This is a genomic window from Pyrinomonas methylaliphatogenes, assembly GCF_000820845.2.
GTDB lineage: Bacteria > Acidobacteriota > Blastocatellia > Pyrinomonadales > Pyrinomonadaceae > Pyrinomonas > Pyrinomonas methylaliphatogenes.
Genome location: NZ_CBXV010000008.1, coordinates 1022538 through 1034548 on the forward strand (window position 1 = coordinate 1022538; position 12011 = coordinate 1034548).

A 12011-nucleotide genomic window follows, 5' to 3' on the forward strand; every position below is an offset into this window, starting at 1 on the left:
GGAAGTTGAGCACTTCGGATTCGCAAGCGACTGCGCGCCGTATCCTCGTGGCGGATGATGATCCAGCCATTCTGCGTCTGGTGACCGCCGTCTTGCAAAAGGAAGGGTTCACCGTCGTGCAGGCGCGCGATGGGCGCGAGGCGTTCAAGATCCTGCAGACCGACGCCAATTTTGTGGCGGGCATCTTCGACGTGGTGATGCCGCACATCCAAGGGCCCGAGTTGCTGCGTTACATGCGCACGGAGAAGCGTCTGATGCGCATCCCCGTGATGATGATGACCGCCGAGCAGAACCCCAAGTTCTCATCGGAAAGCTTCGCCGCCGGAGCCGTCGTCTTCCTGCCCAAACCGTTCACCACGACGCAGCTTCAAACGATGCTTCGCCTGCTCATCAGCAAGGCGAAAACCTAAGGCGCGGCGGTCTCGAACGCAACCACTGTTCGTCAAAAATATAGAGCTGCAAATCAGCCTTATCAGAGGACGGTAACGCAACTCCTGTTCGTCAAATTGGAATCCCTTCCAACGCCTCTTCTCATGCGAAAGCGCGGTCAATAAAGGCGGAGATCCCTTCGCTCAGTGGTCCGATTCGCCGCGCCCCGGTGATGAGCGTTACGCAAGCGGATCGGACGTGGCGCGCCGTTATCTATCCGCGATCTCTACGAAGAACAGCTTCGACTCGCAACCGAAAGATCACCCGCGAGTCGGGATCTTCGAGGGGCGAGCGTCACGCGAGTTCGGTTTCGAGCCGTGAGGCGCGGGGCACGGAAGCGAGGCATGGCGATTGATAGACATCTCAGCCGTTGGTAAGATTCTGGCTGCGGTCGAGCAGATGGCTCTCGTTACGGACTTCATCGTCATCGGAAGCGGCATCGCCGGATTGCGCGCGGCGATAGAGATCGCGCGCGCCGGAGCGCAAGTTACGGTTCTTACCAAAGAGCGCGCCGAAGAATCGAATACGGAATACGCCCAAGGCGGCATCGCCGTCGCGCTCTCGGAAGATGACGAAGTGGAGTTGCATGAGGAAGACACGTTGCGCGCCGGAGCCGGGCTATGTGATCCAGAAGCAGTGCGCGTCCTCGTCGAAGATGGCGTGCGCTACATTCAGGAACTGATCGACTGGGGAGCCGAATTCGATCGCGAGGGCGGGCGTTTGGTCTTCACGCAAGAGGCGGCCCATTCCCGTCGGAGAATACTTCATGCGCATGGCGATTCGACGGGGCGCGAGATAGTGCGCACGCTGCTTGTGCGCGCGGGCGAGGAAGCGAACATCATCTTTCTCCCGCATGCTGCGACGGAGTCGCTGATCGTCGCGGATGGGCGTTGTTGTGGCGTTCTGTTCCGCGATCCGTTGGTCCGCGCGCCGCGCGAGCTTCATGGGCGGGCGGTCATCCTCGCTTCGGGCGGCGCTGGACAGATCTATCAACACACGACCAATCCGGAAGTCGCCACCGGCGACGGGATGGCGATGGCTTATGAGGCGGGCGCCGAACTGGCCGACATGGAGTTCGTCCAGTTCCATCCGACAGCGTTGAGCATCGCCGGTGCGCCGCGTTTCCTTTTGTCGGAAGCGATGCGCGGCGAAGGCGGCGTGCTGCGAAACGTCGAGGGCGAGCGCTTCATGCCGCGTTATCACGAACGGGCTGAGCTTGCGCCGCGCGATATAGTCAGTCGCGCCATCGTCGCGGAGATGGACCGGACCGGCGCGCAGTTCGTCTATCTCGACATGACCGGTTTGGGGGAGCGTTTTTTGCGCCAGCGCTTCCCGAAGATTTTCGAAACCTGTTTGCGCTATGGGCTGAACGTCGCGCGCGATCTCATCCCCGTCGCCCCGGCGGCCCACTATTTCATGGGCGGAGTGCGCACGGATCTCGATGGGCGCACGACGTTGCCCGGCCTTTATGCGGCGGGCGAAGTCGCATGCACGGGAGTGCACGGGGCGAACCGTTTAGCTTCGAACTCTTTGCTCGAAGGACTGGTCTTCGGAGCGCGCGCTGGGGGCGCTGCGGCGCGAGATTGGGCGCGCGGCGAACCTTCGATCTGCGGTCAAGTGAAGATGGAGGATGTGCGCGAGGCGCGCGGGCGAATGGGGTTCGCCGTGCGCAAGCGCGTGCGGCGTGTGATGTGGGAGCGCGTTGGCATCATTCGGACGCGCGAATCTCTGTTGCGCGCGCTCGATGAATTCGAGCGTATCGCGCAGGCGCAACTTAGCCGGGCGTCGCGCAATTTTCTGACCGTCGCGCAATTGGTCGCGCGCGCCGCGCTCTGGCGCGAAGAATCGCGCGGGGCGCACTTCCGACGCGATTTCCCGCACAGCGACGACCGTTGGCGCGCGCACTCGGTCCAGCGCAAGGGCGAAGCGGTGAAGACTGTAGAGACGATCGATTTCGGTGAGGCTAGGTCGAGAGCCTGAAAGGCGGGTTCGGCGATGGCCCATTTCCAAAATCTCCATAGCTGGGCGCTCTCGCCGCGCGAAGCGGTCGAACTACAGAGGAGCTTGCGCGGCAAGGTGCGGATCGAACCGCTCGGTCGAGAGATCGGCACGATCGCTGGAGCTGATATCTCCTTCGATAAATTCTCTTCGACGGTCTACGCTGGGATCGTGGTTCTGCGTTTGCCGAGCCTAGAGGTGATCGAAGAAGTCGGCGTGCGTAGCGAAGCCCAGTTTCCTTATGTGCCGGGTTTGCTCTCTTTTCGCGAGACGCCGCCGTTGCTGGAGGCTTGGGCGAAGCTCAAGTGCGAGCCCGATGCGGTGATGCTCGATGGGCAGGGCATCGCTCATCCGCGACGGGTCGGCATCGCCTCGCATTTCGGTCTGATCGTGGATCGGCCTGCTTTGGGTTGCGCGAAATCGGTCCTCGTCGGTCGGTATGTCGAGCCAGAGCGCGAGCCTGGGAGCTGGACGCCGCTGGTCCATCAGGGAGAGACGGTGGGCGCCGCTTTGCGAACCAAAGCGGGCGTGCAACCCGTCTTCGTCTCGCCGGGCCATCTGATCGACTTGCAGGGTGCGATCGCGTTGACGCTCCGCTGTTGCAAAGCATCGCGCGTGCCCGAGCCGACGCGACTCGCCCATCTTTTGGTCAACGCCGTGCGGCGCGGCGAGCGCACGATCGATGAACTGGACCGGACGCCGCGACAGGATAGCTTGTTCGATTGATCCCTCTCAACGGCTTTTAGCGCGCACCGGCTCGAGATCAGGCTCTTCCGTTGGCCGTTCGCGCCCGCCATCGCCGGATGTTGAAGCCGGAACCGGAGGCGGCGGGCTGGCGACGAGCTTCTCGAGCGCCGCTTCTAGAACCTCATTGATGCGCGTCACCAAGACGAATTCGATCTCGCGTCGCACATCTTCGGGCACTTTCTCCAGATCAGCTTCGTTGCGCGCGGGCAGTATCACGCGCCGTATGCCAGCGCGATGAGCTGCGAGGACCTTCTCTTTGATGCCGCCGACTGGAAAGACCAAGCCGGAGAGCGTGATCTCCCCGGTCATCGCCGTATCGGAGCGGACGCGGCGGCCCGTGTAGAGCGAGGCGAGCGCCGTCGTGATCGCGACTCCCGCGCTCGGCCCATCTTTCGGGATCGCGCCGGCTGGGACGTGGATGTGAACGCCGTAGTTTTTGAACATCTCCGGATTGATGTCCCACTCGGCGGCGTGCGACCAGAGATAGGAGCGGGCCGCGCGGGCAGACTCTTGCATCACTTCGCCCAGTTGCCCGGTCAGGATCAGGCCAGATCCGCCCGGCAACAGCGTCGCTTCGATGAAGAGGATCTCGCCGCCCATCTCGGTCCAGGCTAGTCCTGTCGCGACGCCGACCGGCAACTCTTTGCGCGCCTCTTCGATGAAGAAGCGCGGCGCGCCCAGATAATCTTTGACTTGCGCGGCGTCGACTTTGATTCTGTCCGCTTCGCCTTTAGCGATCTTCAAGGCGGCTTTGCGCGCGATCTGACCGATGGATCGCTCCAGTTGGCGCACGCCGGCTTCGCGCGTATAGCGCGCGATGATCAGTTGCAGGGCTTCGTCGGTGATTTCGAACTGGTCCGGTCGCAGTCCGTTCTCCTGCACCTGACGCGGGACGAGATATCGTTTGGCGATCTGCAACTTCTCCTGTTCGCTGTAGCCGGCCAAGTAGATGATCTCCATGCGGTCGCGCAGCGGAGGCGGAATCGGGCCCAGTTGATTAGCCGTCGCGATGAAGAAGACTTTCGAGAGATCGAACGGCAGATCCAGATAGTGATCGCGAAAGCTGTAATTCTGTTGCGGATCGAGGATCTCGAGCAAAGCGGCTGCCGGATCGCCGCGGAAATCCATCCCGAGTTTATCTATTTCATCGAGCATCAGGACGGGATTATTTGTCCCCGCGCGGCGAATCGCTTGGATGATCCGTCCGGGCATCGCGCCGATGTAAGTGCGGCGATGGCCGCGCAGTTCCGCTTCATCGCGCACGCCGCCCAAGCTGATGCGTTCGAACTGGCGCCCCAGCGCGCGCGCGATCGAACGACCTAGGCTCGTCTTGCCGACGCCCGGCGGGCCGACGAAACAGAGAATAGGGCTCTTGGCATCCGGGCGCAGTTTGAGGACGGCGAGGAACTCGAGGATCCGTTCTTTGACATCTTCAAGTCCGTAGTGGTCTTCGTCCAGAATGCGGCGCGCCTCTTCGAGATCGAGTTTGTCGGGCGAGGATTTGCGCCAAGGCAGCTCGAGAATGTATTCGAGATAGGAGCGTATGACGTGATAGTCGGGCGCGGCGGACGGGAGCTTCTCCATGCGCCTTAGTTCGCGTTCGGCTTCGGCGCGGACCTCATCCGGAAGATCGGCCGTGGCGAGCCGCTCGCGCAGCATTTCGACCTCAGCTTTTTCTCCGCCTTCATCCTCGCCCAGCTCTTTCTGGATCGCCTTAAGCTGTTGCCGCAAGAAGTAGTCGCGTTGCGCTTTGGTCATCTCGCTTTGCGCTTCGGCGGCGATCTTGGTGCGAAGCTGTAGGATCTCGATCTCGCGCGCAAGATAGGTGTAGGTCAGATGAAGCAACTGGTCCACCGTCTGCGCCTCGAGCATCGCCTGCTCTTGCTCTTGGCCGAGATCGAGCACGGAGGCGAGGAAATAGGCGAGCTGGACGGGATCCTGAGTGCCGAGGATGATCGAGCGCACTTCAGGGGGAACCTGCGGCATCATCGCCAACGCCTGTTGGATGAGCGCGTTGATGTTGCGGCGTAACGCTTCGACTTCCGCCGCATCTTCGACCTTGAGCGCGGGCAGGATCTCGACTCGGGCGCGCAAGTAAGGCTGTTCGTGCACCCATCCGACGATGCGTATCCGTTCGAGCCCTTGAACGATGAGCTGAATGGTCTGCGAGCTCTCATCGCGCATCATGCGTTTGATGGTGACGAGCGTTCCCGTCTCGAAGAGATCGGCTGGACCGGCCTCGTGCTCGCCTGCGCTCGCTGGGCGCACGCCGAAACAGGCGAGAAGCTTCTCCTCGGTCGAAAGGGCCGCCTCGACGGCGGCGACCGAACGCGGGCGCCCGACCGTCAGCGGCACGACGGTCGCCGGAAAGAGCGTCGTGTTCTGGAGCGGCAGCACAGCCGCTTCGAAAGGAAGCGAGGCTGATCCGGGCGTGCTCGCATATCGCTCAGCTTCGTTGTAATCCGTCGTCTCAACCATCGTCTTCACCCTATCGTCTCGAATCCTCTCACCTTTAGCCGCAGCGCAAATTGAGTATGAGCAAGCCATCGCGATAATCGCGCTCGATCTCCGCCCCCTCGATCGGGCAAGGGAAGCGCAAAGTCTTCTCGAATCGGCTGTAGGTGATCTCCAGTTGATGACACAAGATGTTTTGCCGACACATGGTGTCGCGCCTCGAGCCGGAGATCCGCAAGATCGAATCGCGAATCGTGATCTCTAGTTCATCGGGCCGAACTCCGGCGAGTTCGACTTTGACGATCCATCCGTCCGCAGTGCGATATACGTCTGCGGGCGGATGCCATTCCGCTCCGGTGACGGGGCGTTTCATCCGATTCGTCGGGACTAAGCGGAAAAAGTTCTCCGTTGACTTGCCCATCTTCATCTCTCCTTCGCGCGGCGTTGAAGGTGTCGACGCGAGATCTTTAAGATACACAGCGGAAGAGGCGCAGGCAAACATCAAGAAACCTTCAGCGCGCTCTTTTCAATCGAAGAAGCGGCTCCAGAAGGAGTGGCCGCTCGAGATCTCTTCGAGCGCGTGTGCGAGTTCACGGTCCTCTTCGGTCTCCAGCGCGATATCGGCCATCGAGATGATGCCGCGTAGATTGCCATCCTGATCGACCACCGGGATACGGCGCACTTGCTTGTCGCCCATCTTGCGAATCACGTCAACGACGCGGTCATCGGGTTGCGCCGTGTGCACCTCTGTCGTCATAACCTCTTCGACGCGCGTGGTGCGCGGGTCTTTCCCCATCGCGATCGCGCGGATGACGATGTCGCGGTCGGTGATGAGACCGACGAGTTTGCCATGGTTGCGCCCTTCACCTTTCGCCGCTTCTGCCGATTCGATCGCGACGGGATCGACGATCGGGATGATTCCCGTATCCTCTTCGAGCATCCATTTGGCGATTTGTTCGAGCGTCGCGTCGCGCGTCGCGACCGTCACCTCGCGCGTCATGATATCGCGGCAAAGGATGTGTGTGCGCCGCCCCTCATAACCGAAAGCATGATCTTGATCGTGATCCTCTCGTGCGCCCTTGCCTTTGGACATTTAAGATCCCTCCTTGCTCCTGCCGAGTGCTGTTAAGCTCCACAAGAGCGACTGGCTCGTGCGAGAGGCGGGCCGTCCGCTCCTTAAAGTCGCTGAGAGGGGAGCACTCGCCGATTATACAAGGCTTTGGAAAAATTACCAGCGGCGCCTCTTCATCGCAAAAGATCCTTTACGCGATGCGCCGTTCGCTGGTGGAATTCAAGGCCGAGCTTCGATTTCGACGGTCATTTGCACGGTCGCATAGATCTCAAGGCGGCCAGGCTCGATCGGCGTTGACGCCTCCGCTGCGGGCATGCTCCGGCTGAGTTCATAACGCGGCAACGGGCGCACGACACCGCCCTCCTCCACTTCGAGGATGCGGATGACCCGCCCGCCAAGAGAACGAGCGATAGCCTGCGCTTTGTCGAGAGCGGCGCGCGCCGCGTCGCTCAAAGCGCGTGCGCGTACCTCGCGATCTTGACGCAGGGTGAAGCTCAGGCTGTCGATGTTGTTCGCCCCAGCGCGCGCGGCCTCATCGATGACGGCGCCGACTTTCGTCAGATCGTTCAAGGTGACGACGACCGCATTGCGCGCTACATATCCAGTGATCGTCGGCGGCACGTTCGGGCGATAGTCCATCTGCGGCTGGAGGCTATAGCCGCTCGTCTTGATCTCAGCTCCTGGACCGGCTACCGCTTCAACGGCGCGTTGTACAGCATCGCTGCGACGCGCGTTCTCCTGTTGGGCTTCGAGCGCGCTCTTGCTTTGCGTGACGACGGCGATGGTGACGATGGCCGTATCGGGTTGCGCTTGCACGGTGGCGTCGCCGTTGACCGTGACGCGCGTGAAACCGGATAACAGATCGCGAGAATCCGAATCGGTCGTCGGCTTCAACGTGCGCGCTTCAAAGGGCAGGCCCTCCTGAAATGTCGTTATCGCATCGGGGCGAAGCTGGCCCACCGCTTCGACTGCGGTCCCTTCGCGAAACCATGTCTCACTTCGGAAGCGTTGGGCATTGAGCAACAAGAACTTCTGCTGCGCCGTGACGATCAACCACCCGCCCGGCTCGACCGTATGCGCTAGCTTCCCGCGCACCGTCGTCTCTTGGGCGAGGGCGGCAGCTGCAAGCAGAAAGGATAACGCGCTCATTTGCGCCAATCTCGCCAAAAGTCTCATCGCTTCTTGAATCATCTCGTGCTCCTTCGTCGCTCGGTGTTAATACCCTTGAACTTTGCAAGGACGCTCTGTTTGTAACACGTTCGAAGGAGAGAAGCGAGCTATGCGCACAAGGTTGCCCGCATATTCGACGATTTGTTAGGATGTCCATAACTTGCCATGAAAGGTCTCGAAAGGCGGTTGATCAACTTCAAGAAGCCCGAACGCAAGGGCCGCCTCATCACGGTCGGGCGCGTTGAGGATTTGCCTGAAGGTCGCAGCGCTACGGTCGAGTTGAACGATGGGGCGGAGCTCGCCATTTACAACGTCGGAGGGAGATTTTACGCCATCGAGAATTTCTGTCCGCATAAGGGGGCGCCGCTCGCCGATGGTTTTCTACACGGGCGCATCGTCGAATGCTGTTTGCACGGCTGGCGCTTCGATGTCGGGACGGGCCAATGTTTGACGCGCCCGGGCTGCGACATCGAGACTTACGAAGTCATCATCGAAGATGGGTTGATAAAGATCAAAGTGTGATCAATGCCTGCGCCTGTCAACTTGACTTCACGGGCATGCGAGGGTTGATAAAGATCAACGTGTAATCAATGCGCCGTGGCAGATGGCTCGTTTGGAAAAACATAGGGCGATCGCATTGAAATCCGCTTGGGAAGTGACAGCGTAGAAGACTTGCCTTAAAGGATGGCAGAGCATGCCGCCGATTTACGCGCCTGATATTTCGCGACCAGCCGCCGCGCTTGTGGTTCGATGCCAAATCTTCTTGAATGAAGCCTCTTTGAAGCGGGTCCGCGAGTTGCGAGTTCTAGCGCTCGATGAACTAGGGGGCGGCAAGCTGAATCCTCTTGCTCAGCGCCTCCTCTGCCAAAGGTTGCTTCTTTCCTGAGGGAGCTGGGGGATCAAACGTTAGGCAGACTGCGCATCCCACCATTCCACCAGCGATCTGGTTTCGGTAGCTTGGGGGCAACCGGTAGGTAGACTGTCCCATAGGTCAATCGCCCTTCTGCTTGACTGGCGAAAGATGCTGGCTCATCTCGAGCATGCGTTGAACCGGACGGAGCGCGCGTCGCATGGTTTCTTCGTCAATCGTAATCTCCGGTCTTCGGTCACGCATGCAGAGGTAGAGCTTCTCCAGCGTGTTCAGACGCATGTACGGGCACAGCGCGCAACTGCAACCGGAGTTCGGTGGCGAGCAGATGAACTCAGCATCGGGGCGCGCTTTCTTCATCTGGTGCAGGATGCCCGCTTCTGTTGCAACGATGAACTGTTTCTTCTCCGTGTGTTTCTCGACGTACTTCAAGAGCGCGAGCGTCGAGCCGACGAACTCCGCTTGTTGCAGCACGGCCTCTTCGCATTCGGGATGCGCGATGATCGCCGCTTCCGGATATTCGGCGCGTAGTTGCAGCAAGCGGCGCGCGTTGAACTGTTCGTGGACGATGCAGAAACCGGGCCAGAGGACCATCTTCCGCCCGGTCTGCTTTTCGACCCAGCGCCCCAAGTGCCTGTCTGGGCCGAAGACGATCGGTTTGTCGGGCGGGAGTTGACGGATGATGTCAACCGCGTTCGATGAGGTGACGATCACATCTGACAGCGCTTTCACCGCCGCCGAGGAGTTGATGTAGTTGACGACGATATGGTCGGGATACTGTTTCAACCACTCGGCATAAACATCTGCCGGGCAGCGATCGGCAAGCGAGCAACCGGCGTCAAGATCCGGCAGGTAGACCGGTTTATCCGGATTGAGGATTTTCGCCGTCTCGGCCATGAAGTGGACGCCGCAGAAGACTATGCAATCGGCATTGGTCTTCGCCGCAGCTTGCGCCAGAGCGAGCGAATCGCCGACGAAATCGGCCAGATCCTGAATAGCTTCGTCCTGATAGTAGTGGGCGAGGATGACGGCGTTCATCTCCTCTTTGAGGCGCGAGATCTCCGCTTCGAGATCGAGCGACGGATCGATCGTCGCCAAGCGCGCCGACAGATCCATCTCTTGTCCGGCGTTTATGGCTGCGTTTGGTGCGCTGTTCTGCATCGTGCTGTTCCCCGCAAAGCGCGATATTTTCGCTCAGGTTAATTTTAAGCGGTTTCGACCGGAGCGTCATCCTTCGCCATTGACGCTCCGGCGCTCTTTCTAAGGATGCGTCATCTCTTCCGGTTTGACGTAACGATCGAACTCTTCGCCCGTCAGGATGCCGAGTTCGATCGCCGCTTCGCGCAAACTAATGCCCCGCTTGTGCGCGTGTTTGGCGATCTTCGCCGCGTTGTCATAGCCGATGTAAGGATTGAGCGCCGTCACCAGCATGAGCGAATTGCGCACATGCTCGGCGATGCGCTCGCGGTTGAGTTCGATGCCGACGACGCAGTAATCGACGAAGTTGTGGCAGGCATCGCCGAGCAGCCGGATCGAGTGAAGTAGATTGTAGATCATCACGGGTTTGAAGACGTTCAGCTCGAAGTTGCCTTGCGATCCAGCAAAAACGATCGCCGCATTGTTGCCCATGACTTGGACCGCGACCATGGTCATCGCCTCGCACTGCGTCGGATTGACCTTGCCGGGCATGATCGAAGAGCCGGGTTCATTCTCCGGCAAGATGAGCTCGCCCAGACCGGCGCGCGGCCCCGAAGCGAGCCAGCGTATGTCGTTAGCGATCTTCATCAGCGAGGCGGCGAGCGTCGCGAGCGCGCCGCTTGCGAAGACGATCTCGTCGTGCGCCGAAAGCGCGGCGAATTTGTTCGGGTGAGAACGGAAGGGAAGCCCAGTGAGCTCGGCGATCTTGGCGGCGGCGCGTTCGGCGAATTCGGGATGCGTATTGAGTCCGGTGCCGACCGCCGTGCCGCCGATGGCCAGATCGTACAGCCCATCGAGCGTTTGCTTCAGGCGTTGCGCATCGCGTTCGAGCAGACTGGCCCAGCCGGACATCTCCTGTCCTACCGTGAGCGGCGTCGCGTCTTGCAAATGCGTGCGCCCGATCTTGACGACATCGGCGAACTCTCTGGCTTTGGTTTCGATCGCTCCGCGTAGCCGGTCCACTTCTGGGATCAGACGGTTCATCGCCTCTGCCGCCGCGATGTGCATCGCCGTCGGGAACGTATCGTTCGACGATTGCGACATGTTCACATCGTCGTTCGGGTGGATCGGCTTTTTGCTTCCGAGTTGGCCGCCCGCAAGCTCGATCGCGCGATTGGCGATGACCTCATTGACGTTCATGTTCGTCTGCGTGCCGCTGCCCGTTTGCCAAACGCGCAAAGGGAAATGCGCGTCGAGCTTTCCGGCGATCACTTCATCCGCCGCTTGCACGATCAACCGCGCTTTCTCTTCGGGCAGCTTGCCGAGTTCAAGGTTGACGAGCGCGGCGGCCTTCTTCAGGATGCCGAACGCGCGGATGAGTTCGCGCGGCATCAGATCGTCGCCGATGCTGAAATATTTGAGCGAGCGTTGAGTTTGCGCTCCCCAGTATTTATCCGCCGGGACTTCGATTTCCCCCATCGAATCGCGCTCGATGCGCGTCCCACGTGTTTGCTCCTTCTTTTCGATCGCTTCCTGTGCCATGGGCGAAGAATTTCCCTCGATCCGAAAATTTTTAACGCCGATGATTCAATTTTACATTCTCATCCGACTCGGCGGCGAGCGCGTGACTCGCGTTCGGGCTTTTGACGTCACGCCTGAACGTGATAAGCCTAGTTCGAGCCGCCTTCCGCATCAGGTGACGCTACATGGGCAGATCACGGGTTGGACGTGATAAGCCTACTTCGAGCCGCCTTCCGCTTCCGTCGGAAGTCCCGCTCGTTGCCAAGCTTTCCAGCCGCCGGCCAGCGAGTAGACGTTCTCGTAGCCCATGCGTTGCAGCGCGTCGGCGGCGAGCGCCGAACGGTAACCGCCGCCGCAGTAGAGGATCAATTCGGTCTTCTTGTCGGGTATGACGCGCTCGATGTCGCGTTCGATGATCCCTTTGCCGAGGTGGATCGCGCCCGCGGCATGTCCGCGCTCCCACTCGTGATCCTCGCGCACGTCGATCAAACGAGCTTGCGGGTTCTCCGCCAGCCGCTTCTGCGCCTCCTCGACGCTGATCTCACGCACGCGCGTTTTGGCTTCTGCGACCAGCTTCAAAAAACCCTCCGTATGTTCCATGACGGCAACTCCTCA

General features: G+C 60.3%; 12 protein-coding genes. 5 read left to right on the plus strand and 7 right to left on the minus strand.

Translation table 11 applies throughout. The features are described 5' to 3' along the window. Nucleotides 1-5 precede the first annotated feature (5 nt). The 3 genes from PYK22_RS15615 (at nucleotide 6) to nfi (ending at nucleotide 3153) form a co-directional block, all read left to right on the plus strand. Nucleotides 6-410: a response regulator gene (locus tag PYK22_RS15615; RefSeq protein WP_157770928.1), complete on the plus strand. Its 405-nt coding sequence runs from the start codon at nucleotides 6-8 to the stop codon at nucleotides 408-410. Nucleotides 411-780: 370 nt separating this feature from the next. Then, nucleotides 781-2409, plus strand: coding sequence for an L-aspartate oxidase (gene nadB, locus PYK22_RS15620; protein ID WP_211197736.1), 1629 nt, complete (start codon nucleotides 781-783; stop codon nucleotides 2407-2409). 15 nt (nucleotides 2410-2424) lie between these two features. Continuing rightward, complete coding sequence (gene nfi / locus PYK22_RS15625) at nucleotides 2425-3153, plus strand: deoxyribonuclease V (protein WP_041978682.1); 729 nt, start codon at nucleotides 2425-2427, stop codon at nucleotides 3151-3153. 6 nt (nucleotides 3154-3159) lie between these two features. Here nfi and lon read toward each other — a convergent pair whose 3' ends face one another. The 4 genes from lon to PYK22_RS15645 form a co-directional block, all read right to left on the minus strand. Continuing rightward, complete coding sequence (gene lon, locus PYK22_RS15630) at nucleotides 3160-5652, minus strand: endopeptidase La (protein WP_083437915.1); 2493 nt, start codon at nucleotides 5650-5652, stop codon at nucleotides 3160-3162. A gap of 34 nt (nucleotides 5653-5686) precedes the next feature. Then, nucleotides 5687-6049, minus strand: a complete 363-nt coding sequence (locus PYK22_RS15635) for an Hsp20/alpha crystallin family protein (RefSeq protein WP_157770929.1) — start codon at nucleotides 6047-6049, stop codon at nucleotides 5687-5689. A gap of 105 nt (nucleotides 6050-6154) precedes the next feature. Beyond that, nucleotides 6155-6721 (minus strand): CBS domain-containing protein, encoded by a 567-nt coding sequence (locus PYK22_RS15640; protein WP_060635770.1) that lies wholly within the window; start codon nucleotides 6719-6721, stop codon nucleotides 6155-6157. A gap of 198 nt (nucleotides 6722-6919) precedes the next feature. Then, nucleotides 6920-7891, minus strand: a complete 972-nt coding sequence (locus tag PYK22_RS15645) for an SIMPL domain-containing protein (RefSeq protein WP_060635771.1) — start codon at nucleotides 7889-7891, stop codon at nucleotides 6920-6922. 144 nt (nucleotides 7892-8035) lie between these two features. Between PYK22_RS15645 and PYK22_RS15650 the strand changes: the two genes are divergently transcribed. After that, nucleotides 8036-8392 (plus strand): Rieske (2Fe-2S) protein, encoded by a 357-nt coding sequence (locus PYK22_RS15650; protein WP_041978685.1) that lies wholly within the window; start codon nucleotides 8036-8038, stop codon nucleotides 8390-8392. A gap of 469 nt (nucleotides 8393-8861) precedes the next feature. Here PYK22_RS15650 and nadA read toward each other — a convergent pair whose 3' ends face one another. Together nadA and fumC are read right to left on the minus strand one after the other, a co-directional pair. After that, nucleotides 8862-9854, minus strand: coding sequence for a quinolinate synthase NadA (gene nadA, locus PYK22_RS15660; RefSeq protein ID WP_041979333.1), 993 nt, complete (start codon nucleotides 9852-9854; stop codon nucleotides 8862-8864). Nucleotides 9855-9998: 144 nt separating this feature from the next. Then, nucleotides 9999-11417 (minus strand): class II fumarate hydratase, encoded by a 1419-nt coding sequence (gene fumC / locus PYK22_RS15665; RefSeq protein WP_041978689.1) that lies wholly within the window; start codon nucleotides 11415-11417, stop codon nucleotides 9999-10001. A gap of 40 nt (nucleotides 11418-11457) precedes the next feature. Here fumC and PYK22_RS15670 point away from each other — a divergent pair, with 40 nt between their 5' ends. Continuing rightward, nucleotides 11458-11607: a hypothetical protein gene (locus PYK22_RS15670; RefSeq protein WP_157770930.1), complete on the plus strand. Its 150-nt coding sequence runs from the start codon at nucleotides 11458-11460 to the stop codon at nucleotides 11605-11607. Between the two features lie 5 nt (nucleotides 11608-11612). On the opposite strand, the gene PYK22_RS15675 is transcribed toward PYK22_RS15670, so the two are convergent. Continuing rightward, the gene (locus PYK22_RS15675) at nucleotides 11613-11996 is read right to left on the minus strand and encodes a rhodanese-like domain-containing protein (RefSeq protein ID WP_041978694.1); all 384 of its coding nucleotides are present in this window, start codon (nucleotides 11994-11996) and stop codon (nucleotides 11613-11615) included. Nucleotides 11997-12011: the final 15 nt, after the last annotated feature.

Excerpts from the sequence above, each read along its gene's own strand:
- PYK22_RS15635 (WP_157770929.1), bottom strand. The coding sequence starts at position 6,049 with ATGGGCAAGTCAACGGAGAACTTTTTCCGCTTAGTCCCGACGAATCGG.
- PYK22_RS15645 (WP_060635771.1), bottom strand. The coding sequence starts at position 7,891 with ATGATTCAAGAAGCGATGAGACTTTTGGCGAGATTGGCGCAAATGAGC.
- lon (WP_083437915.1), bottom strand. The coding sequence starts at position 5,652 with ATGGTTGAGACGACGGATTACAACGAAGCTGAGCGATATGCGAGCACG.
- PYK22_RS15640 (WP_060635770.1), bottom strand. The coding sequence starts at position 6,721 with ATGTCCAAAGGCAAGGGCGCACGAGAGGATCACGATCAAGATCATGCT.
- fumC (WP_041978689.1), bottom strand. The coding sequence starts at position 11,417 with ATGGCACAGGAAGCGATCGAAAAGAAGGAGCAAACACGTGGGACGCGC.
- nadA (WP_041979333.1), bottom strand. The coding sequence starts at position 9,854 with ATGGATCTGTCGGCGCGCTTGGCGACGATCGATCCGTCGCTCGATCTC.
- PYK22_RS15650 (WP_041978685.1), top strand. The coding sequence starts at position 8,036 with ATGAAAGGTCTCGAAAGGCGGTTGATCAACTTCAAGAAGCCCGAACGC.
- nfi (WP_041978682.1), top strand. The coding sequence starts at position 2,425 with ATGGCCCATTTCCAAAATCTCCATAGCTGGGCGCTCTCGCCGCGCGAA.
- PYK22_RS15675 (WP_041978694.1), bottom strand. The coding sequence starts at position 11,996 with ATGGAACATACGGAGGGTTTTTTGAAGCTGGTCGCAGAAGCCAAAACG.
- PYK22_RS15670 (WP_157770930.1), top strand. The coding sequence starts at position 11,458 with ATGATTCAATTTTACATTCTCATCCGACTCGGCGGCGAGCGCGTGACT.